The 25,904-nt window shown below is 32.9% G+C and carries 20 protein-coding genes; 9 read left to right on the top strand and 11 right to left on the bottom strand.

The annotated features are described in order from the left end of the window. Window positions 1-795: a hypothetical protein gene (locus BST83_RS02410; RefSeq protein ID WP_104808426.1), complete on the top strand. Its 795-nt coding sequence runs from the start codon at window positions 1-3 to the stop codon at window positions 793-795. Here BST83_RS02410 and BST83_RS02415 read toward each other — a convergent pair. Next, the gene (locus BST83_RS02415; RefSeq protein WP_104808427.1) at window positions 792-2,063 is read right to left on the bottom strand and encodes a replication-associated recombination protein A; all 1,272 of its coding nucleotides are present in this window, start codon (window positions 2,061-2,063) and stop codon (window positions 792-794) included. The two genes, BST83_RS02410 and BST83_RS02415, sit on opposite strands and share 4 nt — an antisense overlap. Before the next feature lie 136 nt (window positions 2,064-2,199). On the opposite strand from BST83_RS02415, the gene BST83_RS02420 reads away from it, so the two are divergent. Further along, window positions 2,200-2,847, top strand: a complete 648-nt coding sequence (locus BST83_RS02420) for a rhomboid family intramembrane serine protease (protein ID WP_240614621.1) — start codon at window positions 2,200-2,202, stop codon at window positions 2,845-2,847. Window positions 2,848-2,881: 34 nt separating this feature from the next. On the opposite strand, the gene rlmB is transcribed toward BST83_RS02420, so the two are convergent. The 10 genes from rlmB to BST83_RS02470 form a co-directional block, all read right to left on the bottom strand. Further along, window positions 2,882-3,646, bottom strand: a complete 765-nt coding sequence (gene rlmB, locus BST83_RS02425) for a 23S rRNA (guanosine(2251)-2'-O)-methyltransferase RlmB (RefSeq protein WP_104808429.1) — start codon at window positions 3,644-3,646, stop codon at window positions 2,882-2,884. Between the two features lie 86 nt (window positions 3,647-3,732). Next, the gene (locus BST83_RS21325) at window positions 3,733-4,491 is read right to left on the bottom strand and encodes a RagB/SusD family nutrient uptake outer membrane protein (protein ID WP_367889133.1); all 759 of its coding nucleotides are present in this window, start codon (window positions 4,489-4,491) and stop codon (window positions 3,733-3,735) included. Then, entirely contained in the window at window positions 4,476-5,297 is an 822-nt protein-coding gene (locus BST83_RS21330) for a RagB/SusD family nutrient uptake outer membrane protein (RefSeq protein ID WP_367889134.1), read from the bottom strand. The genes BST83_RS21325 and BST83_RS21330 overlap by 16 nt, the downstream gene beginning before the upstream one ends. A 72-nt stretch (window positions 5,298-5,369) precedes the next feature. Next, window positions 5,370-8,492 carry a SusC/RagA family TonB-linked outer membrane protein gene (locus BST83_RS02435; protein ID WP_104808430.1) on the bottom strand — a complete coding sequence of 1,041 codons (3,123 nt, stop codon included), beginning with the start codon at window positions 8,490-8,492 and terminating at the stop codon, window positions 5,370-5,372. A 597-nt stretch (window positions 8,493-9,089) separates the two neighbouring features. Continuing rightward, on the bottom strand, window positions 9,090-11,651 hold the full coding sequence (locus tag BST83_RS02445) for a M4 family metallopeptidase (RefSeq protein ID WP_104808431.1): 2,562 nt from the start codon (window positions 11,649-11,651) through the stop codon (window positions 9,090-9,092). Between the two features lie 157 nt (window positions 11,652-11,808). After that, entirely contained in the window at window positions 11,809-13,101 is a 1,293-nt protein-coding gene (locus BST83_RS02450; RefSeq protein ID WP_146092104.1) for a hypothetical protein, read from the bottom strand. Window positions 13,102-13,119: 18 nt separating this feature from the next. Next, complete coding sequence (locus BST83_RS02455) at window positions 13,120-14,049, bottom strand: hypothetical protein (protein WP_104808433.1); 930 nt, start codon at window positions 14,047-14,049, stop codon at window positions 13,120-13,122. A gap of 24 nt (window positions 14,050-14,073) precedes the next feature. Then, window positions 14,074-15,474, bottom strand: coding sequence for a SusD/RagB family nutrient-binding outer membrane lipoprotein (locus BST83_RS02460; RefSeq protein ID WP_170062721.1), 1,401 nt, complete (start codon window positions 15,472-15,474; stop codon window positions 14,074-14,076). A 52-nt stretch (window positions 15,475-15,526) separates the two neighbouring features. Next, window positions 15,527-18,655 (bottom strand): SusC/RagA family TonB-linked outer membrane protein, encoded by a 3,129-nt coding sequence (locus BST83_RS02465; protein ID WP_104808435.1) that lies wholly within the window; start codon window positions 18,653-18,655, stop codon window positions 15,527-15,529. Between the two features lie 228 nt (window positions 18,656-18,883). Next, window positions 18,884-20,464, bottom strand: a complete 1,581-nt coding sequence (locus tag BST83_RS02470; RefSeq protein ID WP_146092105.1) for a BamA/TamA family outer membrane protein — start codon at window positions 20,462-20,464, stop codon at window positions 18,884-18,886. Window positions 20,465-20,721: 257 nt separating this feature from the next. Here BST83_RS02470 and rpsL point away from each other — a divergent pair, with 257 nt between their 5' ends. The 7 genes from rpsL (at window position 20,722) to rplW (ending at window position 25,890) form a co-directional block, all read left to right on the top strand. Then, a complete protein-coding gene (gene rpsL / locus BST83_RS02475) occupies window positions 20,722-21,096 on the top strand; it encodes a 30S ribosomal protein S12 (RefSeq protein ID WP_018943587.1) in 375 nt (124 codons plus the stop codon). A 26-nt stretch (window positions 21,097-21,122) separates the two neighbouring features. Then, window positions 21,123-21,602, top strand: a complete 480-nt coding sequence (rpsG, locus tag BST83_RS02480) for a 30S ribosomal protein S7 (RefSeq protein ID WP_104808437.1) — start codon at window positions 21,123-21,125, stop codon at window positions 21,600-21,602. 5 nt (window positions 21,603-21,607) lie between these two features. After that, window positions 21,608-23,725 (top strand): elongation factor G, encoded by a 2,118-nt coding sequence (fusA, locus tag BST83_RS02485; protein ID WP_104808438.1) that lies wholly within the window; start codon window positions 21,608-21,610, stop codon window positions 23,723-23,725. Window positions 23,726-23,743: 18 nt separating this feature from the next. Then, complete coding sequence (gene rpsJ, locus BST83_RS02490) at window positions 23,744-24,049, top strand: 30S ribosomal protein S10 (RefSeq protein WP_004568745.1); 306 nt, start codon at window positions 23,744-23,746, stop codon at window positions 24,047-24,049. A gap of 294 nt (window positions 24,050-24,343) precedes the next feature. Further along, entirely contained in the window at window positions 24,344-24,961 is a 618-nt protein-coding gene (gene rplC / locus BST83_RS02495) for a 50S ribosomal protein L3 (RefSeq protein ID WP_104808439.1), read from the top strand. Further along, window positions 24,961-25,590 (top strand): 50S ribosomal protein L4, encoded by a 630-nt coding sequence (gene rplD, locus BST83_RS02500; protein ID WP_104808440.1) that lies wholly within the window; start codon window positions 24,961-24,963, stop codon window positions 25,588-25,590. The genes rplC and rplD overlap by 1 nt, the downstream gene beginning before the upstream one ends. 9 nt (window positions 25,591-25,599) lie before the next feature. After that, on the top strand, window positions 25,600-25,890 hold the full coding sequence (gene rplW, locus BST83_RS02505; protein ID WP_104808441.1) for a 50S ribosomal protein L23: 291 nt from the start codon (window positions 25,600-25,602) through the stop codon (window positions 25,888-25,890). Window positions 25,891-25,904 lie beyond the last annotated feature (14 nt).

The following is a 25,904-nucleotide window of genomic DNA, read 5'->3' on the forward strand; positions in this document are numbered from 1 at the left end:
ATGATAAAAAAAATACTCTTTTTTCTAGTTCTTTTGATAAGCGCTTCAGGTTTTAGTCAAGAAATAAATTTCGATAAATATCAATATATAGTGGTTGCAGATAAATTTGATTTTGTGAGTGAAACAGATCAATATCAAACAAGTTCGCTAACTAAATTTTTACTAGAAAAGAAGGGGTTTAAAGTTTTTTTAAATAGTGATAAGCTACCAAAAGATTTACAAGTTAATAGATGTATAGCATTATTTGCAGCTATTAAAGACGATTCTAGCATGTTTACCATAAAAAATACTATAGAAATTAAAGATTGTTATGGGGAAATTTTATTTAGTTCTCAAGAGGGTAAAAGCAAAGAAAAAGATTATAAGAAAGGGTATCAAGAAGCTATAAGAAATGCTTATGAAACTATGACTGATTTTAACTATAGTTATAATCCTTTGCTAGTTGATGTTAAAAAGGATAAAAAAAATGAATTGTTCATCGCTGATATAGACAGTACTGCGAGGACTAAAACTCAAAAAGTTGTGATGACTCCCGATGTTGAGATTGAAACAATAAAAGAAAAAATAATTGTTTCTAAGACTGTGGATGTTTTATACGCACAAATAAAAAATAACGGATTTCAATTAGTGAATACTGCACCAGAAGTGGTTTTTTTAATTTTAAAAACAAATGTGAAAAACGTTTTTATTATTCACGATAAAAACGGAATTTTATATAAACTAGGTGAAAAATGGGTTGCAGAGTTCTATGAAAAGAATCAATTAGTAACGAGAGAATATCAAATAAAATTCTAGTAGTCGTATTTATTTTTCCATTTACTTTTTAAGGCGTCTTTAAACTGATTTTCTCTTGCATTGTTTCCGGGCTCATACAATTTTGTTCCAGAAATTTCATCAGGTAAAAATTCTTGTTCTACAAAATTATTAGGATACTCATGAGAATACTTGTAGTTTTTGCCATAATCTAAATCTTTCATCAATTTAGTGGGTGCATTTCTTAAATGCAATGGAATTGATAAATCACCTGTTTTTTGAACCAAACCTATTGCGTTATTTATCGCTAAATAAGAGGCATTACTTTTAGGAGAATTTGCTAAGTAAACGGCACACTGACTTAATATAATTTTAGATTCTGGATGACCAATAACTGAAACTGCCTGAAATGTATTGTTTGCTAAAATTAAAGCTGTAGGATTCGCGTTTCCAATATCCTCAGAAGCAGAAATTAGTAATCTTCTTGCAATAAATTTCACATCTTCGCCACCTTCAATCATTCTAGCTAACCAATAAACAGCACCATTTGGATCACTTCCTCGTATCGATTTTATAAATGCAGAAATAATATCATAATGTTGCTCACCAGTTTTATCATATCTAACTGTATTTTTTTGAATTTTCTCTAAAACAAGTTTGTTTGTAATTTCAATTTCATCATCTGCAGAAACCAGTAATTCAAAAATATTTAAAAGTTTTCTTGCATCGCCGCCAGAAACCTGCAGCAGCGCATCCGTTTCTTTTAATGTAATTTTTTTGGCTGATAAAAATGCATCTTTTTTAATAGCTCTGTGCAAAAGGGCAATTAAATCGGTTTTATCAAATGAATTTAAAATATAAACTTGACAACGCGAAAGTAGGGCAGGGATTACTTCAAAACTAGGGTTTTCTGTGGTCGCGCCAATTAAAGTTACCCAACCTTTTTCTACAGCGCCAAGTAAAGAATCTTGTTGAGATTTACTAAAACGATGAATTTCGTCAATAAATAAAATTGGATTTTTTGTTGTAAATAATCCGCCACTTTTTTTTGCTTTTTCAATGATTTCTCTTACATCTTTTACGCCAGAACTAATGGCACTTAAAGTGTAGAAAGGTCTTTTTGATTCCGTTGCAATAATATTAGCAAGCGTTGTTTTACCAATTCCGGGAGGTCCCCAAAGAATTAAAGACGGAATGATTCCTTGTTTTATCAATTTTGTTAAAACACCAGTTTTACCCACTAAATGTTGTTGACTAATATAATCTTCAAGCGTTTTAGGTCTAATTCTTTCTGCCAAAGGTTCATTCATTTTGCAAAAATAACAAAGATTTTTGACAGAAATGTCATAATTTGGATTTGGTTAGATTTTTGTTATTTTAGGAGGGATGAAAGACGTGCATACATTTAAATTTTCGAAGTCATTTTTACTAGTTCCGGTAGTATATTTGGTTTCAATTTGGGTTATTTATTTTATTGAAATACAGTTTAACTTCAATTTTAATAAGTACGGCGTGTATCCTAGAACTTTTGAAGGTTTTAGAGGGGTCTTTTTAACACATTTTATCCATAGCAATACAGGTCATCTTTTTAACAACTCGATTCCTTTATTCGTGCTTTTAAGTAGTCTTTTTTATTTTTATAAAGAAGTTGCTTATAAAGTTTTAGTATTTGGAGGTTTTTTTACAGGATTTATAACATGGATAATTGCTAGAGATTCTTTTCATATAGGTGCAAGCGGAATTGTGTACCTGCTTTTTAGTTTTGTTTTTTTTAGTGGAATGATAAGAAAACACTATCGATTAGTAGCTCTTTCTTTGATCATTATTTTTCTCTATGGAAGTATGATTTGGTACATTTTACCTATAAAAGAGGGCATGTCTTGGGAAGGGCATTTGTCTGGTTTTTTAACAGGATTTTTGTTCGCAATTATCCATAGAAAGAGAGGTATTGTAAGAGAAGAGTATCAATTTAAAGAAACAGATTTCGATTTACTTTTTGACGAACAGGGTAATTTTGCTCCACCAAAAATAGAAGAAGTAGAAGAAACACCAGTAAATTCAGAAGCTCATTCAGGTGAAAAAATAGTGGAATAATAAGAAAATAACGAGAAGAGTAGTTTCTATACTTTTAAGTTAACTGCTTTTTTTTACTCACAATGACGCGCTGTCTTAAAGTTTCATATAAAAAAGCGCCACAAGCCACAGAAACATTTAAAGAAGCAATTTCACCTAACAATGGTAATTTGGCTTTATAATCTACCATTTTAAGTACAGATGGGTTTACACCTTTATCTTCAGAACCCATTACAATAGCTATTGGTTGATTAAAGTTGATGTCATACACTAAATCATCAGTTTTCTCGGTTGCTGCAACTGTCTTAATATCCGATGCTTGTAATAAATACAATGCATCTTTTATGTGATCTACTTTACAGATTGGTATTTTAAATGCAGCTCCAGCAGAAGTTTTTACGGTTTCTGCATTTACGGGCGCACTTCCATTTTTCTGTATGATAATTCCGTTAACACCGGTACATTCTGCAGTTCTTATAATGGCCCCAAAATTACGAACATCAGAAAGTTGATCTAAAACTAAAAACAAAGGAATTTTTTCGCTCTCAAGAGTTTCTTCTATCAGTCGTTCCAAATCATAAAAATCTATTGGTGATATCTGTGCAACTGCTCCTTGATGATTATTATTTTTAGATAATCTATCTAATTTTTCTACAGGGACCAAACTTGTAGTAATCTTCTTGTCTTTTATGATTTTGTCTAATTCGTAAAATAGATTTCCTCTTAATCCTTTTTGAAGGTATATTTTGTTGATTGTAGCCTCGCTTTCTATAGCTTCAATGATTGCTCTAATGCCAAAAATAGTTGTATTGTCTTGCATGCTGCAAATGTAGATAAATAAATGCAAAAAAAAAACCATCTCAAATTAGTATTGAGACGGTTTCTTTAAATAAATATTAAGAAAATTTAGTTTTGATCTGCTGCAGATAAATTTGGATTAGCATTAATTTCCGCTTGTGGGATTTTAAATATCCATTTATCATTAAGAGATGGTTTTGCTTGTGTAAAACCATCTTGATATAACACTAGTGAAGCACCAGAACCAGTTAAGTTAATTCCTTCATCCCAACGGATATGATCATGATATCCAAAACCTTCTGCGTACAATTCAATACGTCTTTGCCATTTGATATGGTCCATTAATTTTTCTTTAGTATTAAATATGGTAACATCGTAAGCCGAATCTCTCTCTTCACCTAATGGTTTCAATGCAGCTTGAGCTCCTGCAACATCATCCATCATTGCTTCAGCTTCCGCTTCAATTAAATACATTTCTGATGCTCTCATGAAAATAACATCATCTGGGTCTATAGTGCCTGGGTTTTTATTTCTAAACTTTACATGCATATAAGGATGCTGATTATGTCTAGAAGTTACACCCCATGCATCTTCAATAGCTCTTCTTGCTGCTTGGAATGCAGCCGCATCTGTGTAGTTAGGGTCGTTTCCAAAACCACCTTGATCATTTGCCGCAGAACCATTAGTATTTGGTGCCATTGGTAAATATAAATCTGACCTATAATCCGTAGCAGGAGTAGCGTCATACACTAACTTACTGATAAGTTTTGGATTTCCTCTATTCTGACTTCCTTGAAAAGTAGGAGACATGTAGTAGAAATAAGAAGCAAAAAATGTTGTTTCTGTAGAGATTACTCTCGCTCCCAAATTACTTCAGATAAATCTGTAGTATTAAAACCAGAGTTCCAACCATCTTTGTTTATAAGAGCATAACCATTACGTGCTAAAATAGCGTTTTCTGATGCTACAGACCAATTCCCTGCAGATAATGCTACTCTTGCTTTAATACCGTATGCTGTGTTAAGATCTAAATTAGATTTGTTATCACTAGGAGCTGCAACCTTAAAATAATCGATAGCAGTATCTATATCTTGATATACTTGATCATAAACAGCTTGCACTGTGGATCTAGGCTCACTTGTGTAAGGTGCTTCTGTAGCAAACAATAAAGGAACTCCAGGATCTGTAGCAGGGATCCCTATAATATAACCTTTACCATAAGTAGATACTAAAGAATGGTAAGCCCAAGCTCTATATGCATGTGCTTGTCCCAAAATATCGTTCATATTAGCATCTTTGGTTAATCCATCTTGTTCTACTTTGTTAATGATAGAATTAGCACTTGCAATAATTTGGTAACGTTGGTACCATAATTGCTCAACAGTAGTAGAAGTTTCTAATGTATGAGTATTCCATTGTAATTCAGCTCTCATCCATCCATTACCTCTTGCAGAATGTATTAAGTCTCCACTTATTACATCAAACATTGGTAAGAAGTAATGCATACCAGCTCTAGTATTTTCTCCTCCTGGAATAAAACCATTTTGAGCAAACATTATTCTATGAAGACCATTAACAACTAAACGCATATTCTCTGGAGACGATAAGGCATCTCCAGCAGATATTGCATCTGTTGGTGTAGTCTCCAAAAATTCTTCGTTACATGATGTCATTGTGATTGTTAAAACCACCAATAACAATAAACTTATTTTTTTAACATGATTATTATTTTTATTATTATGAATTTAAAGAGATATATTTAATCCAAAAGTTACTGTTCTAGCAGGATTAAAATCGTTTCCAGCACCCGTTCCTCCTAAATTGAATTGAGGATTAAGTCCTGTTCTTGCAGTATTTATGAATAAATTCTCACCAGACACGTATACTTTCATATTACTTACACCTAATTTTTCTGTAATTAAGTCATTAAAACTATACCCAACATTTACATTTTTAAGTGCTAAAAAAGAAGCATCTGTTAAAAATCTAGTAGATTGAGTTTGTACTTGTGTTGTACTACCTACTTCTAATCTAGGAACATCTGTAATGTCTCCTGCTTGTTTCCATGCATTTAAAACATCTGGATGATAAGAGTTTCCATAATTACCAGTATGCATCATTGCAGAATATCCGTTATCTAAAAGGTCACCTCCTATACCGTAGGTAAATAATAAATCTGCTGTAAATCCTTTATAACTAAAAGTATTAGAAATAGAACCTAAAACATCAGGAATTGTGTTCGCTTCTGAATATGCTCTTTGAGTATCATTCCAATCATTAGTAGTTTCATGAACACCATTTGCATCTAAAATAGCAACACTGTTACCATCTAAATCATCTTCATACATGTAATACAAGGCATCTCCATTTGCTGGGTCTACACCTGCAGAATGAAACAAAAAGAAGTCATATCTAGATCTTCCAACTTCCCATCTTTTAGAACCATTTATAAATGGTTCTGGTAATTTAACTATTTCATTCTTAAAAGTTGAAGCCTGAACAGTTACATCCCATTTAAAGTCACTTTTGTTTAATAAATGAGCCGTTAAACTAAGTTCAATACCTGAATTACTAACATCTGCAATATTAAAAGGAGCAGAATTAATACCATTAGATAATGGTATTGGCAAGTTGTACAATAAATCTGTAGAATTCTTTTCCCAATATTCTACACTACCATCTAAAAAGTTATTGAATAAACCAAACTCTAAAGCTGCTTCCCAACTTCCTACAGTTTCCCATTCTAATAGTTGGTTACCAGGGTTTGTAAATACGATAGCTGGAACACCAGCATTAGATGTTAATGAATATAAAGCTTGAGAGATAAAGAAATCATTTAAATCATCATTACCTACTTGTCCATAAGAGGCTCTTAATTTTAAACGATCTATAAAAGAAACATTTTTAATAAAATCTTCTTGATCTATTCTCCATGCACCACCTACAGAATAGAAAGTACCCCATCTTGCATCTGTACTTAATACAGAAGTACCATCACTTCTTACAGAACCAGAGATATAATACTTATTATCATAATCGTATTTTAATCTTGCAAAATATCCTTCAATTCTCTTTGTGGTTGTAGAACCACCTAATCTTACAGGGATTGCAAAATTATCAAATTCAAAAATACCTGAAGCTGTCTGTGTAGTTGCTAAACCGTCGTTGCTAGAAAAATCTCTTTGATAACTTTCATGACCTAATGTAGCATTGAAATTATGTACGTTCTTAAAAGATTTAGTGTAATCTAATACTTGAGAGAAGTTAATAACGTCTCTTCTAAATCTTGTCTCTCCATATCTACCTGTTGGTTGCCCGTCTCCTACAATTGGATTTTCGTAACTTTTATTAATTCCTTCATTAATATCCATTCCGTAGTTAAGTCTTAAATTAAGACCTTCTGTAATGTTTAAGTCCGCATAATATCTAAAACCATAAGTATTATCTCTGTTTAACTCATCATTTAATATTGCTTCAGCTATTGCATGACGCCCAGGATTATTAGGTCTAGATCCTTGATTTAGAGAAATATCTCCTTCACCTACATCAAAAATACGATTACCAGCTGCATCAAGTACTAAATTACCATCAGCATCGTTTAAGTATACAGGATAAATAGATCCGATATTTTTAGCAAATCCAAAAGGGTTTGCAATACTTCCACCTCTAGAAGGTGGTCCCTTAGATTCTGAAATGGAAATATTTGCACTACCTCCAATTTTCAACCATTTATTCACATTAAAATCTCCGTTTACACGAGTTGTAATACGATCAAATTTTGAAGTAATAATATAACCTTCTTCGTCTAAGTAAGAAGCAGAGAAAAACACTTTATGGTTTTCTCCACCAGATGCAACGTTTACAGAATGATTAGATCTTGTTCCAACTTGATCTAAAACATCGTACCAATTTAAACTTTTATAAGTTACTTGAGCTGCAGGGTTTAAAGTTCCATCAGTACCAACTATTTGATCGTTTGGCACATTAAAAGGATTGTAACCTAAACGAGAATAAATTCCTACAGAAGCGTCTGCAGCAGCAGTAGCTCCAGTTAAAGAATTTTTGTATGCTTCCCACATTGTTTCATAATATTGACCTGGGTTTAGATAATCATATTCTGGAATCCCTCTAGTTACTAGGCCGTATTGAGTAGTAACATTTACTTGAGTTTTTCCTTTTGTACCAGTTTTTGTAGTAATTAATACAACACCATTTGCAGCACGAGCACCATATAAAGAAGTCGAAGCACCACCTTTTAAGATAGTCATAGATGCAATATCATCTTGGTTTATTGTATTCAAACCTCCTTCAAATTGAATTCCATCAACGATATACAATGGATCTGAACTTCCATTTAAAGTACCCACACCTCTAATAACTATTGTTGGGTCAGAACCTGGTTGACCAGACGCTGATACAAATTGAACACCAGTTGCTTTACCTTCAATTGCAGCAATTGGAGATGTAACATTTCTTAATGCCAAGTCTTTTGTTGTAACCACACTCGCTGAACCTGTTAAAGCTTCTCTTGTTGAAGTGCCATAAGCAACTATAACGACTTCTTCTAAAACACTACTGTCTTCTGCCATTGTTAAGTTAATAACATTAGAGTTACCAATTCTTTTTTCTAGAGTTTTGTAACCTAAATAGCGAAAAACTAAAACAGCTCCCTCTGATGCTGATATCGTATACTTACCGTCAAAATCTGTTTCAGTCCCTGTAGAAGCACCTTTGATTAAAATACTTACTCCTGGTAACGGTCCTGATTGATCAGAAACAGTACCCGAAATAGTCTTGTCTTGTGCAAAGGATATTTGCACGACCAACGCTAGTAATAGCGTTAAAATTCCATTAAACTTTGTCTTCATTTTATAATTATTTGAATTAATTAGATGTAAAAATCTTAAATTAATATTAAATAAACAATTTTTTAACAGTAAATTTTTAAAATAAAGTCGATTTTATTGCATTATTCTTTACAAATGCTTTTTTTTATTGTTTTTACATTAAAAAAAAAGATGGTTTAGTTTAATTTGGCTTTTTTTCGAGCATTTAAAATTATCAACCTTCATTTTTATCAAGTTAATTTTTGGTTTTTAATCATTAAGTGATTTCTACGTACTAATTATTTTTTGTTGGTTATTTGTAAGCACTAAGTTTTGTTTTGTTTATTTTTCATCATTTTAGTTTTTAGATAACCTATCTAATTTCTCAACAGGAACTAAGCTTGTAGTAATATTTTTGTCTTTTATGATTTTGTCTAATTCGTAAAAGAGATTTCCTCTTAATCCTTTTTGAAGTTATATTTTGTTGACTGTAGCGTCGCTTTCTATAGCTTCAATGATTGTTCTAATACCAAATATAATTGTTGTTTCTTTTGTCATGGCGCAGATGTATGCTAAAAAAAGAATAAAAAAAAACCACCTCGAAAGAGGTGGTTTTTTTTATAAAATAAGATTAAATTTTTATTTTATGATCAACTTCTTTGTTATTACTTCTTCATTTGATTGTAATTTTAAGAAGTATATTCCTTTAGAATAGTTACTTAAATTGATTTCGAATGAGTTTAAAGTAACGTCAATTTTATTTGTAATTGACTTACCACTAATATCAAAAATTTCATAATGAAAATCTGAAATATTTTTCATTTCTATATTAAAGATCCCTTGAGAAGGGTTAGGGTATATATTAATGTTTTTATTTAAAAAGTCTATATCGTTTATAGATAAAGTTTGAGAGCAGTTATAAATAACAATATCATCAATATACCACCCATCGTTCCCATTACATCCGTCACTTCCAAATTCCCATCTAAGTTTTATTGAGGAGTTGGCTACTAGGCCTAATGAAGAAAGATTGATTACACTTTGGCCCCAAATACTACTGACAGAATTTTCATCTACACCAGAGAAAACTTCTTCTTCTACCATAGGGTTGTTATTGTCGTTGTCTGCAGTCAATACCGTATTGTAAGCATTAACAGTAAAGGCATCACCAGGGATTATTGCCCAAGTAGTACCTGCATCTAAGCTATATTTTATATTACCACCGTCATATGCTGGCTCAGAAGCAATATTATGTGTAAAAGCCAATTCAAAAATACCATCTGTATAATCTGGTATTGAAATTGATCTACTTTCCAAACGAATAATTCCATTTTGTGTATCACAGTTTCCTCCATCTTCAAGACCGTTTGCTGGATTTGGAGCATAAAGAGCGATACCTTCTCTTTCTTTTGGAAGATTACTTCTTAATACCCATTCTCTCGCTTCCCATTTCTCTGTATTTTCGGGTAATTGTGTGATTATCCAACCTTCAGAAACACCAGACTCCCAATCTTCCTGAAATATCGGATTACTCGCAGAAGCTCCACAGATTTCTTCATTCGCGGACAATATTGTTGCAAAAGTACAGTTATTTTCAGTACGCAATTCAACTGCAATCAGTGCCTTAACTACTTGATCGTAGTCGGATGTAGTGATGCTTTGTCCTGAAGTTCCTGCAGCCGTTTCTGTTGTCGATAAACCTTCTAAAGCGATTCCAATCAAATCATTAGTAGATGCCTCTATTGCGTCTGCAAAAGCTGAAAACCTACTAGTCTGGGTTAAGTACTGACTTTGTGCTCTCCAAAAAATATGAGCGGCTTTTGTAAATCCTAAACCAGTTATTGTCTGACCATTGAAAGAACCGCCGTCAACGATCAAAGCATATGCGTGATTTGGTATTCCTGAGTTCATATGCACACCGCCGTTATCTCCTGTTTCACACCAATAATCGCTACCTGTAACGTTACTAGGGTGTCCGAAAATTGTTGGATCCCACATATCACGAATAGCTCCACCAAAAGCGGTTGCATCTTCACCCATTTGCCATCTGTTGGTTACAGTAGATCCAGTTCGTACAGAATCATCTTCGCCATCGTCTTGATAATTATTTAAAAGATCTATTGTTTCTCCCCAAATATCAGAGAAGGATTCATTTAACGCACCGGATTCATAAGAGTAAATTAAGTTAGCAGTGTATTGATTGTATGCATGCCCCCATTCATGTGCTACCACATCATCGGAAGCTGTACCATCACAATAATTTGCAGACACTCCGTTCCAAGTTGCATTTGGGCAATCAATATCTGGATTATTATTGATAGTAACCATTTGAGCGTCATTATTGTCATAAGAGATAACACCAAACGCATTTTTAAAGAAATAATAGACATGACCGGCAGTCTCTATTTCATTTTTTTGCCATTGTGATAAAAAGAAAGTTGACCCTCCTTCAGAATATCTTTTATTATCTGTATTTACTTCATAAAGTATTCTATTTAAAGCATGTGCTATACCAGTAAATTGCTCTATTAGCTTCCCGCTGTGCCCGTCAATAAATAAGAATTCTCTTACGTCTAAATCATTTCTGATTTCAATTCTGTACGCTAAGTGCTTAGTGGTTACGTAACCTTGTGCTAATCCTTTAGGAAAAAGATACAGTTCGTTGGAAATGATTTTTAAAGCTGCACCAGACTTATTTAAATTTTGCGATTTAAGAAGACGCAATGCTATGTTTCCAGCGTTATTTTTATTGATGCTGGGAATATGGTTAATATTGATGTTGGAAATAATATTCCCATTGATGGAATTTAAATCTTCATTTTTATTAAAATGGAATTTCAATTCAGCGTCGAAGACGGGTACACCTTTATAATATTGTTTTAGCACAAAATGTTGTAATCCATAAACATCCGTGCTGATTTCTGCGTCTTTTAAGGATGCATCAACATCGGTAATCGTATATATGGATTTATAAGTATTTAAAAAGCTATTTACTTTTGCTTTAATGGTATTTCCTTCTAATCGGTAAGGACTGAGCATCGGAAATTTTATAAATCCTGGTGTTTGTAAATTTTTATTTAATGTAACGATCGCTTGTGTTGTTGCTTGTAAATCAGCAATTGCTTTTGAGGCAGTATCTTGGGCCTTTGAGGTGTATATTGTAAATATAAATGCAATTAATAATAAGTAACTTTTCTTCATGTTTATGAATTTTATTTTTTTCGTTAATATAAAACTTTTATTACTATAAATAGTTAATTTTTATATAATTTCGAATTACTACTAATGTTAAATATGAGCATAAAAAAAATGCCATCCTTTTTAAGGAATGGCATTTTAAATTACTTTTAAAAGATATTTAATCTAAGGTTAAATATTCTGCAAAAGGAATACCATCAAATTCTGGTCCACTAAATGTACCACCACTTTGATGAAATACTGGGTATATCGTCATTGTTGGACTAGCTCCCGAAAAATCTATTGTTCCAGAACCGCTTAAACCGTATGCTGGTTGTATAGCTCCATTGTAAGATGAAACAATATAAGGTTGCTCTTCAATTATGAATGCACCAGTACAAGGATCTGTAATGGTAACTTTAACAGGAGTACTTGATATAATTACTTCACCCCACCATCCTTCAAACCATTGGAAAGCAATTCCAGTTACATACACATCTCCATTAGCGTCTACATTAGTTACAACTTCTGATGTGTATCCAAAGTATTCGTACCAAGTTGCATTACCTGACCAAGTTCCAGCCAAAATAGAAAGATCTAGTGTACTTTTCTCACCTACTTCTTCAAATGAATATGAATTTCCAGATTTGGTAACAGTTGCCATTACATAATTTAAACCTGCACACGAATCAGTAGTATTTAAAGCGGCAGAAAAAGAATGTGTCTGACCATTAATAGATCCAACTTGATTAAAAGTAAGTGTTATATCTATATCTGCTGATATTTCGGACATCGCAGCATAAAAATCTGCAACGAATGAGTATGTACCGTCAGGTGCATCACCAGATAATATGTACGTTTCGGCACCAGCACCATCAGCACTATCAAAAACTTGTGTGTAAGGTGAGTCTGTTAGCAGTAATCTTAAATCAGCAAGATCATAAGGCTCAATTGCATTACCATAGTTATCGGTAACCGCACTTGATGCTGCCCAAGACATGTTAGCAACTAAATCACCGTCTGTCAAGTTAGCAATGCTAAAAGAAACCGTTTGACCGCTTACACTTTGAACATTTGCTTCTAGTCCAGTTCCAATTTGGATAGTTGCTGTTTCTGTTTCTTCAATAAGTTCATCAGCGTGTATTGCGATTACATCAGAAACGCTTAAAGAACCTTTTTTAATTGTTACAGTAAGAGGAATCGAAAAATCGACTCCATCAGTTGCATCTCCTGAAACTTGCTCTAAGTAAATCACTACATCAGTTACCTGCTTTTCACTAATTGTTACTGTAAAAGCATACTCTTTTTCTTGCTCAACTAAAGTTTGTGAGTTTTCAAAACTTAAAGTAACATTCAAAGAAGGCGAGGTAGCTTTAAGTACACTATCACCTGTATAATCCTCATTATCATTACAAGACAATAACAAGGTAAATAGAGAAAATAGGAACGATATTTTTATTAATTTATTTTTCATTTTTAAGAGTTTTTATAATTAATCTACTATTTTTTCTAACACTTGATAAAAAGTTCTAGCACCTGATCCAGATGTAAAATATCCAAAAGACATAGTAAGCTGATCTGCACCATTATCAAAACGAGTTACAAAGTTTGTTAGAGGGCCACACGGTACATCTGTCATGTCTGCTGCATTTGATTCACAAGTTATAAAAGGTTGACCATTACCCAATTGTGCTTCACCCGCAGGTGTATTTGCAGGATAAGTAATTTTATCATTGCCATCAATTTGAAAATACCATTCGTTACCATTAAAAGGTCCAAAATATTCGACAACTCTATAAGTAGTAGCATCTACAGATTCTATGGTTGTTACTGGACAATAGTTTATCCAATCTGCTAATACATAGGTTTCAACACCAATTCTATAATAGGCTCCATCTAAAGGTCTATAAGTACCAGCGAAACGAGTACCTACAGAAACTTTTGTTGTACTACTATTCGATACAATTTTTCCGTTATTTAAAGTAGACACATAACGTAATTCCCAAAAATCTCCAATGCTTAATTCTCCATCACTTGCTGGCAATGAACCTGTTGAAAGAGATAATCCTTCAATTAAATTCTCATAAGTAAAACTTGTCGAAAAAGAACCAGTAGCCCCTATGGTTGTTTCTGAAATATCAATGGTTTCATACAATACTTCATTACTTGTTTCTCCAGTTATAGAGTTTGTAAATGCTATATAAACGCCAACTGAATTCGTTTGCTCACGTCCTTGAAAAACATTTCCTGTTGCAGTATAGCTTGCGCCATCACCTACAACATATCCTATCAATCTATTGTTTAGTTTCAATAAACCACCAGTAGTCGCATCTCCTGTTAGTTCATCATTATCTTCATCTATACAAGATACTACAGTAGCTATTGTAAATAAAGTAAGTAAAATATATTTTATTTTTTTCATCTTAATAATATTTTTAGTGTTAGATTATTGCCAGAATAATGGTGATGTTAATTCATCTGCGCCAATTTTGGATACGCCTGCATTGTAACTTGCCTTGTTTAAAGAAGGTTCAGTGGTTGGGTAGTACAAACGAGATGGAATTTGAGAAATAGGAGCTTCAGCAGCTGGTGCCAAAACAGGGATTTTATTTCTTCTCCATTCTGTCCATGTTTCAAATCCTTGACCATATAAAGCAATCCATTCTTGTGTTGCTATTTTTGTTCGTCCATCCGTTTGTGTCGTAAAACCTAAACCTGGTTGACTTAAATATGCAGTAGCATCTAATCCGTTGAAAGAAAAACTTGCACTAATTCCTTCTTTATACCAGTTTGATGCTTGAGTATTTCCTCCTGAAATATATCCTTCATTAGCTGCTTGCGCTATTAAAAAACTTAATTGAGAATAAGACATTAGTACCCCTGGAAGTGTCGGTGTTAAATAAAAATCTCCTAAACCAGAAATATTAGCATAAGTATATCCTAAATCTTCATTAGGTAAACTAGTTTGATTCCCAAACCCCGAAGGTTTACCTAAATAATCTCCACTAGCATTCACAGATGCATAAACTGTTAATCTGTCATCATTTAAAGTTTTTAACATCTCTACTAATACAGAGTTCACTTTGTATTCAGGTCTGTTTCCATCAATAATTGTTTCCCATATAGGATTTGCATCCGGCGCAGCTCCTAAATATGCTAATTGCGCATTGTCACTATTAGAGGTAAACATAGTCCCCATTAAAGCTTGTAATTCGGCATTTACACTTCTCGTTGAAGAGATCCTCATTAAAGCTCTAAATTTTAGTGAATTCGCTAGTTTTGACCATTTAGAAGTATCACCTCCATAAAAAAGATCGGAAGTAGCTGTTATTTCTCCAGTCGAAGTAGCAAATAATGCTGCCGCATCTGATAACATTTTAATAATTCCTTCATAAACAACAGCTTCATCATCATAAGCGGGTTGTAATATAGCACCGTCAATTGCTTGCGTAAATGGAATTGGGCCATAAAAATCTACTAAGGTTTGGTAACCTACAGCCTGCATTACTAAGGCAGCACCTTTAAGACTGTTATTACCTTCTAATTCTGCTAAAGCATACATTGCTTTAGACTCAGAGATAACACTTGCATAGATATTATTCCAAATTGCGTCAATATTACCTCGTCTTGGCACATATCTTGCCTCATCGTTATATTGTACTTTAGCCCAATGCTGTCCCCAACATTCTCCCATATCACCACCTAATTGCGCTGAGTAGAGTGTATTCATGTATATTCTTTGCGGGCTACCTAATAAAAGATGTGCAGGCACCGCTGTGGAGTTATTTGGATCCACATTTAACTCCTCGAAACCTTCATCACAACCTGTGATTAAAAGAAAGCTCAAAAAAGTATATAAAATTATATTTATTTTTTCATGATGTTTTTCTATTTATAAATTAAAATCTCAAGTTAACATTAAATCCAATATTTCTTGCAGATGGATATTGACCAAATTCTTGACCTTGATTACCATTTGAGCTACTAAATCCTGTTTCTGGATCAATATGCGGTGCATTCTTGTATAAAATAGCTAAATTTCTACCTACTACTGAGAATTTTAATGACTGAATAATTGTTTTTTCTAGATATTTTTGAGGTAACGTATATCCAATTGATACTTGTCTTAATTTTACATAAGATGCATCAAATATAGCACTTGATTCAATAGAGTTTGAATAAGAAGCTTGATTAAAAGATTTAGCACCAACAACTACATTGTTAGTAACATAACCTCCATTACCATCAGCCATAACGCCATTTCCAACAATACCAGTTTCACGACCAATAAGAGATTCAGACAAAGTACCGGCGTAACGACCCCATGCGTAAGTCATACTGTGTACATCTCCACCAATTTTAGCGTCAATTAAAGTAGATAAACTAAAAGCTTTATATTGGAAAGCAAAATTAGCCCCTCCTGTCCAGTCTGGTGCGATATTACCAATTATTTGTTGAGTTTCGTCAATTAATGGCAAGCCGTTTTCGTAAATTACTTGACCATCAGCTGTTCTTTCAAAATCTCTACCTACCAAAGAGCCATAAGGTTGACCTGGTCTAGCTTCTAAACTAACACCCCATTGGCCACCTAATACATAACTATCTAAATCACCTAACGAAGTTACTTCGTTCACGTTTTTAGCAAAGTTTACATCAAGATCAAACGTAAAATCTGCTTTTTTAATGATGGTACCTCCTAATTGTAATTCGAAACCTTTATTTTGCATATCTGCGATATTATCCCAAACACTTGTAAAACCTGTAGCAGCGCTAACTCCAATAGGTACTAACAAGTCATTACTTTTTTGATCGTAGTACGTTGCACTAAAACGCAATCTGTTGCTAAACATTTTTAAATCTAGACCAAATTCAATTCCAGTTACTGTTTCTGCTTTTAAGTTTGGATTAAACTGTGTATTAGGCACACTTGCCTGATTTCCAAAGCCTGAATTACTCAATCCAAAAGTTTGATTCAAAGAATACTCACCTAAAGCACCAGTACCCCCAACTTGAGACCACCCACCTCTAATTTTTAATAAATTAACATTGCTTTCTTTAATACCTTCGAATACATCAGACAATAAAACAGAAGCTGCTACCGAGGGGTAAAAGAAAGAATTATTAGCTGTTGGTAATATACTAGCCCAATCGTTTCTACCTGTAAAATCTAAAAATACCATGTTTTTATATGCAAGTTGTCCTGTTGCATAGAAACTATTAATTTGTTGATCAGCATGGTAATTACTAAGTACAGCAGTAGAACCAGTTTGTAAATTAGACAGGCTATATAAATTAGGTAATTCTAAGTTTGGTAAATAACCATTGACGTTATCACCTGTTCTGTTCATATGATTTCCACCTAAACTCACAGAAAATCCAAAATCTTCTGTTATATTATTATTATAACTTAATAAGAAATTTGCATTTATTTCTTCAAATCTTCTAATTCTTTCTTGATAAGAACCGCTTTGTGCATTGTTACTACCAAAAGCTTGTCTATTAGTTGTTCTTTGACTAAACATATCTACTCCTAACATAGTTGATAATGTTAAGTGATCTGTTAATTGAGTTTCTGTTGTTACATTTCCAATAATACGATCTTTTTCAAATGTATTTGTGTTGGTTTCCAAAATCCAATATGGATTGTTCTGAAAGTTATGATTCCAGTTTAATGGTGTTCCTTCTGCTGCAGTTCCTACTGGTGCTGAAGGGAAGTTTCTCCAGTCTCTTAAATCAGTAAAATTCACTTGTCTTGCAGACCAAATAAATTGTTGAAAAGGATTTTCATTATTATATCCACTAATAGGGAGATTGTCACTATCTTGGTTTAGATAATTTAATGATATTCCTACTTTAGTATGATCTGCAATATCTAATGACCCGCTAATACCAACAGTAAATTTCTTTAATTCTGTAAAAGGCACCATTCCTTCTTCTTTGCTATTCCCTATAGATAATCTAAAAGAACCACTAGTAATAGAAACGTTATTTGAAATATTTATCCCAGTGTTTAAGAAATCTTTCACATTGTCTGGGTGAGAGATCCAAGGAGTTGGATTTCCATTATTTGTTAATTGAGAATCCCATTGAACAAATTCTAAACCAGCATCTAAAGCTGGTCCCCAACTTTCATCAACACCATCTCCGATACCACCACTAGCACCATTCACATATTGGAAAAAACTTGTATCCCCACCTTGACCATAAGAATTCTGATAATCTGGTAACAATAAAGGATTAGAGAATGTTAAGTTTGTATTCATAGAAACACTAAATTTCTTGTTTGGATTTCCTCTTTTTGTTGTAATTACAATAACACCATTACTTGCTCTTAAACCATATAATGCAGCAGCATTAGGCCCTTTTAACACGGTAATAGATTCAATATCATCTGGGTTAATATCCGCAGCACCGTTTGGTAAATCTACTCCCCCACCTGATGTAGCACTACCAAAACTACTATTGTTAATTGGAACACCATCAACTACAAATAACGGTTCATTGTTACCAGTAATAGAGGAGTTACCTCTTAATACAATTCTAGAAGAAGCACCAACACTACCAGATGTTCCAGTAACTTGTACACCCGCAATTTTACCACTAATAGAGTTAGTAATATTGCTTTCTCTAGCTTCGGTTAAACTTTCACCTTTAATACTCTGTACAGAATACCCAAGTGCTTTTTCCTCTTTTTTAATACCAAAAGCAGTAATTACCACTTCATCTAATATTTCACCACCTTCTTGTAAGGTTACATTTAAAGTAGTAGAAGCAGTTACCGTTTTTTCTAAAGTCTTGTAACCAAGATATCTAAAGACTAAAACATCTCCTGGTGCAGCTTTGATAGCATACTTACCATCAAAATCTGTCTGTACACCTATTGTAGTTCCTTTTACTATAATACTTACTCCTGGTATAGATCCTGAGTTATCAGATACTGTTCCAGAAATAGTTTTCTGCTGTGCAAAGCTTATTTGCACTACAAACGCCAGTAATAGCGTTAAAATTCGATTAAACTTTGTATTCATTTTATAATTATTTGAATTAATTAACTTCAAAAGTCTTAAATTAATCTTAAATAAACAATTTTTTAACATAAAAATAAACCAGATAAATGAATATATATATATAAATTTTTTTTATCGTTGTAAACAGCTGTTTAACAGGGTGTTATTTATTTGTTAGATTTAGGTTTTTTATGAAATTAATAAGGTATTTGGTTTTTTGTTGTTTTTTAATCTATCATGTCTGTTTTTTTAAAAATAAATTGTCCAATCAATAATAATTTTGGAGTTTTTAAATTGAATTTGATTGTTTTGGTTTCTGCTAATTACTGCGCCGATATTGATATGTGAGTTGTTATTTATAAATCGATATCCTAACCCTAGGCTTAGCAGTTTTTTGCTATTCTCTTTGATGCTTCCAATATCTGTAATGGAATATATAAAAGATTTTTCGGATGTTAAGTATCGATATTCAATATTAAAAAACGTATAACTGCTTGTGAAAATACTTTGTTCATTAAATCCTCTAATCGAATTTGCTCCTCCAATTCTAAATAGCTCATTGTTTAAATAGCTTCCAGAGTTTAAAAAACCTGTATCATTTTTAATATAAATGCTATTTCTAAAATTTACATCCCAAATATATGTTGCAATTGTTCTTATTTTAAATTGATTTGTAGTTTTGTTGTCAGATTTTCTTTTTCCAAAGGATGGGATTACTTCTAAATAAAATTTATTGTTAAAAAATAAGTCGAATTTAGGCTTGATGTAGGATAGGTGAATGGCAATAAAACTATTAGTAAAATTATCAACGTTATTTGTTAGGCTAGATTTGTTGAGTTCTGATGAAGTTTCAGAGGAATAACTTAATCCTAGTTTTATTTTTTCAGAAATGGAATATTTTATTTTTGAATTAAAAGTGGTGTTTAAAAAAGTCGAATCTTGTTTGTAAATTGAGAATGCAATTTCTGGTGTAATTGGAGACTTAAAAATATATGGAAGTTCAGCTACCATTTTAAATTCTTGACGCTCATCCCCAATACTATTCCAAAATAACTCAAACTTTTCACCAAGGTCTGCAACATTATTAAGTTTTAGATCAATATTTCCATTAAACAATAAATCTCCATTTTCCTTGGACGCAAAATTAACCACACCATCAAAGCTGTTAGTTTGATGTTTCTTAAAATATAAATACAATAGCGTAGAGTCTTTTGTGAATAAAATTTCTGGAGGTTTAATTTCTTTGATAAATTGTAACCCTTTTGATGTATTCGAAATTTCGTTTATTTTTTTTTGATTAAAAACAGCGTTTGATTTTATATTAAAATAGTTTTTTAGAAAAGAAGTAGGGAAGGCTTCATAACCTTTTACCAAAACACTATTAATAGTTCTTTTTTCTGATGATTGAATTTCTAAATTAGCAAATAAGGTCTTATCTTTAATTAAAATATTTTTTAGTTGAACTTTAGAAAAGGACCTTCCTTGGTTGTCTAAATATTTTGAGATTTTTAATAAAAGAGGTTGTAATTTTTCTATTGGTATATAAATTAAGTTATTTTCTATAGTATGAGTAGCAACTAAAAAAGAAACATCTGAATTTGTTTTCAAAACCGCGTTATCAATTTTATCATTTAAAGAAAAATAAACTAGCTGTTCTTTTGAGGTTTTCTGGACACTATCAACTGTATGCGTAAAATATCCGTTATTTTCTAAATATTTAGAGATTTTATAAATTTCGCTGCCGATAGAAACAGTATCTGTGTGTTTCTTCTGATACTCCATTTTGTTTAAAATTAAATTTTCAGCCTCTCTAGTAGAAGCTATTTTCAAATTTAATTTTTGAGCAAAAAAATCACTTGAAAAAAAAACAAAAAAGATTATATATATATAATGACTAATTTTTTGAATCAAAGTACTGGCTATATTAGGTTCAAATGTAAAATAAAATCATAAAAATTGACCGAAATAAAATCAATTTAAAAAAATAACTTGTTGATATTTGAATAATTAGAATTTAATTGTACATTTGCGGACTCTTAAAAAAGAGACAATGTTTAATTATAAACGAAAAACAGTAATAATTTAGTATGCCAACTATTCAACAATTAGTTCGTAAAGGAAGAACCAAAATAACTAAGAAGAGTAAATCGGCTGCTTTGTCGTCTTGTCCGCAAAGACGTGGAGTATGTACTCGTGTTTATACTACAACACCAAAAAAACCTAATTCAGCAATGCGTAAAGTTGCCAGAGTTAGATTGACAAATGGTAATGAGATAAACGCGTATATCCCAGGTGAAGGACATAACTTACAAGAGCACTCGATAGTATTAGTTAGAGGTGGAAGGGTAAAAGATTTACCAGGTGTTAAATATCACGTAGTACGTGGTGCATTAGATACAGCAGGTGTTGAGGGTAGAACTCAACGTAGGTCTAAGTATGGTGCGAAACGCCCAAAAAAGTAATTTAGTAACTTTTTTAATGTAAAGACATGAGAAAAAGAGCAGCAAAAAAAAGGGTCTTATTACCGGATCCAAAGTTTAACGATCAGCTAGTAACGCGATTCGTTAATAACTTAATGTGGAGTGGTAAAAAGTCTGTAGCGTTTAAAGTATTTTATGATGCTTTAGACCTAGTAGAAGAGAGAAAAGGAGAAGGCGAAGAAAAATCGGCTTTAGAAATTTGGAAAGACGGTTTGTCAAATGTAATGCCCCACGTAGAAGTAAGATCTCGTCGTGTTGGTGGTGCAACATTCCAAATTCCAATGCAAATTAGACCAGATCGTAAAGTATCTATGGCTATTAAATGGATGATTTTGTACACTCGTAAAAGAAACGAGAAAACAATGGCACAGCGTTTAGCTGCTGAAATTTTAGCTGCGGCTAAAGAAGAAGGTGCTGCTGTTAAAAAACGTACAGATACTCACAAAATGGCAGAAGCGAACAAGGCATTCTCTCACTTTAGATTTTAATTGAAATGGCGAGAGATTTAAGATTCACAAGAAATATTGGAATTGCAGCGCATATTGATGCTGGAAAAACCACAACTACAGAACGTGTATTGTTTTACACTGGTGTTTCTCACAAGATAGGGGAAGTACATGACGGTGCAGCTACAATGGACTGGATGGAGCAGGAGCAAGAAAGAGGTATTACAATTACTTCTGCTGCAACTACTTGTACATGGCAGTTTCCAAAGGAAAATGCAGAGATTCTTCCAGAAACTAAAGATTACCACTTTAATATTATTGATACTCCTGGTCACGTAGATTTTACTGTAGAAGTAAATAGATCTTTACGTGTTTTGGACGGTTTAGTGTTTTTGTTTTCTGCTGTTGATGGTGTAGAGCCACAATCAGAGACAAACTGGAGGCTTGCCGATAATTATAAAGTGCCAAGAATTGGTTTTGTCAATAAAATGGACCGTCAAGGATCTGATTTTATGATGGTTTGTAGGCAGGTAAAAGAAATGTTAGGTTCTAATGCAGTACCAATTGTTTTAAACATTGGTGATGAAGAGAACTTTAAAGGTATTGTAGATCTAGTTAAAAACAGAGCTATTATATGGCATGAAGAAGGAATGGGCGCAACATTTGATGTTGTTGATATTCCTGAAGAATTGAAAGAAGAAGCAAAGATTCTTCGTGGTAAACTTATTGAAGAAGTTGCTGCTTATGATGAAAATTTGTTAGAAAAATATATGGAGGATGAAGACTCTATAACAGAAGAAGAAGTGCACGCTGCATTAAGAGCTGCTGTTATGGACATGTCTATTATTCCTATGATTTGTGGTTCTGCATTTAAAAATAAAGGTGTTCAGTTCCTTTTAGATGCTGTATGTCGTTATTTACCTTCTCCTATGGATAAAGAAGGTATTGTGGGTGTAAATCCAGATACAGACGAAAAAGAATTACGCAAACCAAGTGTAGATGAGCCGTTTGCTGCTTTAGCTTTTAAAATTGCTACAGATCCTTTTGTAGGTCGTTTAGCATTCTTTAGAGTATATTCGGGTCGTTTAGACGCTGGTTCTTATGTTTTAAATAATCGTTCAGGAAAAAAAGAACGTATTTCTAGAATCTATCAAATGCATGCTAATAAACAAAACGCTATCGATTTTATCGAAGCCGGAGATATTGGTGCTGCTGTAGGATTTAAGTCTATCAAGACTGGAGATACTTTAACGGATGAAAAACACCCAATAGTGTTAGAATCTATGGATTTCCCTGATCCGGTAATTGGTATTGCTGTGGAGCCTAAAACTAAGGCAGATGTTGATAGATTAGGAATTGGCTTATCAAAATTAGCTGAAGAAGATCCAACGTTTACAGTAAGAACAGATGAAGCTTCTGGACAAACTATTATTTCTGGAATGGGTGAATTGCATTTAGATGTAATTGTAGATCGTTTAAGACGTGAGTTTAAAGTAGAAGTAAATCAAGGGCAACCTCAAGTAGAATATAAAGAAGCTATTACAGCTGAAGCAGAACACAGAGAAGTTTATAAAAAACAATCAGGTGGTCGTGGTAAGTTTGCTGATATTGTATTTACAATTGGTCCTGCTGATGAAGGTGTTCAAGGATTACAATTCACATCTGTTATTAAAGGTGGAAATGTGCCTAAAGAATTTGTTCCTTCTATTGAAAAAGGGTTTAAAGAAGCGATGCGTAATGGTCCTCTAGCTGGATACGAAATGGATTCAATGAAAGTTACATTAAGAGACGGGTCTTTCCACGCTGTGGATTCTGATGCATTGTCTTTTGAACTAGCTGCAAGAATGGGCTTTAAAGCTTCTGCAAAATCTGCAAAAGCAAAAATTATGGAACCATTAATGAAGGTAGAAGTGTTAACTCCAGAGGAAAACATGGGAGATATCGTTGGAGATTTAAATAGAAGAAGAGGCCAGGTTAATGACATGAGTGATCGTGCTGGTGCAAAAGTTGTAAAAGCTTTAGTTCCATTATCAGAAATGTTTGGTTATGTTACTGCTTTAAGAACGATGTCTTCTGGTAGAGCAACTTCTACTATGGAATTTTCACATTATGTTGAAACTCCTTCTAATGTATCCGAAGAAGTAATTGCAAAAGCTAAAGGTTAATCTACTAAATAATACAAGATGAGTCAAAAAATTAGAATAAAATTAAAGTCTTACGATTACAACTTAGTAGATAAATCTGCTGAAAAAATTGTAAAGACGGTAAAAAGTACTGGTGCTGTTGTAAACGGACCTATACCTTTACCAACACATAAAAAGATTTTTACTGTATTACGTTCACCGCACGTAAACAAAAAATCTAGAGAGCAATTTCAATTAGCTTCGTATAAAAGATTATTAGACATCTATAGTTCTTCTTCGAAAACTATTGATGCTTTAATGAAACTTGAATTACCAAGTGGTGTTGAAGTTGAAATCAAAGTATAATTAGAAAGTAAATGATTAACTTTCGGTTTAATTTTTTTAAACCGAAAGTTTTTTATACTTTTGCAACCCGAAATAGAGTAGGGGAAAGGCTATTTTTGATATTAATTCAATAATAGTAACATGTCCAGAGCGTTTCGCGAAGGAAAAACGGTAAAAACAAATCAGCGTTGAATTTGTTTTACGCTGTTTTTTTTGCAACAAACTCAAAGGATTATTCGAAACGATAGTTTCAAAAACAAATATTAATAATAGACGCGCTGGATAATTATATTTATCGTCTAAAATTTTAACTAAATGTCTGGGTTAATAGGAAGAAAAATTGGGATGACCAGCTTATTTGATGCAAACGGGAAGAATATTCCTTGTACTGTAATCGAAGCCGGTCCTTGCGTTGTTACCCAAGTCAGAACCAAAGAGGTTGATGGCTACAATGCACTACAACTTGGTTTCGATGACAAAAAAGCAAAGAGTTCTAACAAAGCGTTAGATGGTCACTTTAAAAAAGCTGGCACCACTGCTAAAAAGAAAGTCGTTGAATTCCAAGGATATGAAGGAACGTTTAAATTAGGAGATTCGATCACAGTAGCACATTTTGCTGAAGGAGAATTTGTAGATGTATCTGGTGTATCAAAAGGTAAAGGTTTTCAGGGAGTTGTTAAACGTCACGGTTTTGCCGGAGTTGGACAAGCTACTCATGGTCAACATAACCGTTTAAGAGCTCCAGGTTCTATTGGTGCTGCGTCATATCCTGCAAGAGTATTCAAAGGAATGCGTATGGCCGGAAGAATGGGTGGAGATAAAGTGAAAGTACAAAACTTAAGAGTATTAAAAGTAGTTGCTGAAAAGAACCTACTTATTGTTAAAGGAGCGATTCCTGGACACAAGAATGCTTTTGTAACTATTCAGAGATAATGGAAGTAGCAGTTTTAGATATTACAGGAAAAGATACAGGTAGAAAAGTTGAACTTTCTAGCGATGTATTTGGTATAGCACCTAATGATCATGCAATCTATTTAGATGTAAAGCAGTACTTGGCAAATCAACGTCAAGGAACTCATAAATCTAAGGAGAGAGCAGAAATAGCAGGTTCTACAAGAAAGATAAAAAAACAAAAAGGAACTGGTACTGCGAGAGCAGGCTCTATCAAGTCCGGTGTTTTTAGAGGTGGAGGTCGTATGTTCGGTCCAAGACCAAGAAGTTATTCTTTTAAATTGAATAAAAACTTAAAGCGTTTAGCTCGTAAATCAGCTTTAAGTATACAAGCAAACGACAATAATTTAGTAGTTGTAGAAGACTTTAATTTTGACAGCCCAAAGACTAAGCACTTTGTGGATGTTTTAAAGGCTTTAGACTTAGGTGCTAGAAAATCATTGTTTGTGTTAGGTAGTGATAATGCGAATGTATATTTATCATCACGTAACTTAAAAAACTCTAAGGTAATAAACGCTTCAGAAATAAACACATATGGTGTTTTAAATGCTAGTAAAATAGTGATTACTGAAAGTTCTTTGGAAGAAATTAACACTAATTTAAGCAAATAGGGATTCACAATGAGTATTTTAATAAAACCTATTATTACGGAAAAAGCAACAAATCATAGCGAAATATTTAATCGTTATACGTTTGTAGTAGATAAGAAAGCTAATAAATTAGAAATTAAAAATGCTGTTGAGTCAGCTTACGGAGTTTCTATATCAAGCGTTAAGACTTTAAATTATCCAATTCAAAGAAATACTAAGTTTACTAAAAAAGGTTTAGTTACTGGTATTAAAAGTGGGTACAAAAAAGCTGTCGTTCAATTAGCAGAAGGAGAAAGCATTGATTTTTATAACAATCTTTAAGAACAAAGACACAA

The organism is Polaribacter filamentus (assembly GCF_002943715.1).
In the GTDB taxonomy this organism is placed as follows: domain Bacteria; phylum Bacteroidota; class Bacteroidia; order Flavobacteriales; family Flavobacteriaceae; genus Polaribacter; species Polaribacter filamentus.

What these genes read in the sequence shown, in the direction of transcription:
- BST83_RS02410 (WP_104808426.1), top strand. Translation starts at nt 1, where the DNA reads ATGATAAAAAAAATACTCTTTTTTCTAGTTCTTTTGATAAGCGCTTCA.
- BST83_RS02415 (WP_104808427.1), bottom strand. Translation starts at nt 2,063, where the DNA reads ATGAATGAACCTTTGGCAGAAAGAATTAGACCTAAAACGCTTGAAGAT.
- rlmB (WP_104808429.1), bottom strand. Translation starts at nt 3,646, where the DNA reads ATGCAAGACAATACAACTATTTTTGGCATTAGAGCAATCATTGAAGCT.
- BST83_RS21330 (WP_367889134.1), bottom strand. Translation starts at nt 5,297, where the DNA reads ATGACATCATGTAACGAAGAATTTTTGGAGACTACACCAACAGATGCA.
- BST83_RS02435 (WP_104808430.1), bottom strand. Translation starts at nt 8,492, where the DNA reads ATGAAGACAAAGTTTAATGGAATTTTAACGCTATTACTAGCGTTGGTC.
- BST83_RS02445 (WP_104808431.1), bottom strand. Translation starts at nt 11,651, where the DNA reads ATGAAGAAAAGTTACTTATTATTAATTGCATTTATATTTACAATATAC.
- BST83_RS02450 (WP_146092104.1), bottom strand. Translation starts at nt 13,101, where the DNA reads ATGAAAAATAAATTAATAAAAATATCGTTCCTATTTTCTCTATTTACC.
- BST83_RS02455 (WP_104808433.1), bottom strand. Translation starts at nt 14,049, where the DNA reads ATGAAAAAAATAAAATATATTTTACTTACTTTATTTACAATAGCTACT.
- BST83_RS02465 (WP_104808435.1), bottom strand. Translation starts at nt 18,655, where the DNA reads ATGAATACAAAGTTTAATCGAATTTTAACGCTATTACTGGCGTTTGTA.
- rpsL (WP_018943587.1), top strand. Translation starts at nt 20,722, where the DNA reads ATGCCAACTATTCAACAATTAGTTCGTAAAGGAAGAACCAAAATAACT.
- rpsG (WP_104808437.1), top strand. Translation starts at nt 21,123, where the DNA reads ATGAGAAAAAGAGCAGCAAAAAAAAGGGTCTTATTACCGGATCCAAAG.
- fusA (WP_104808438.1), top strand. Translation starts at nt 21,608, where the DNA reads ATGGCGAGAGATTTAAGATTCACAAGAAATATTGGAATTGCAGCGCAT.
- rpsJ (WP_004568745.1), top strand. Translation starts at nt 23,744, where the DNA reads ATGAGTCAAAAAATTAGAATAAAATTAAAGTCTTACGATTACAACTTA.
- rplC (WP_104808439.1), top strand. Translation starts at nt 24,344, where the DNA reads ATGTCTGGGTTAATAGGAAGAAAAATTGGGATGACCAGCTTATTTGAT.
- rplD (WP_104808440.1), top strand. Translation starts at nt 24,961, where the DNA reads ATGGAAGTAGCAGTTTTAGATATTACAGGAAAAGATACAGGTAGAAAA.
- rplW (WP_104808441.1), top strand. Translation starts at nt 25,600, where the DNA reads ATGAGTATTTTAATAAAACCTATTATTACGGAAAAAGCAACAAATCAT.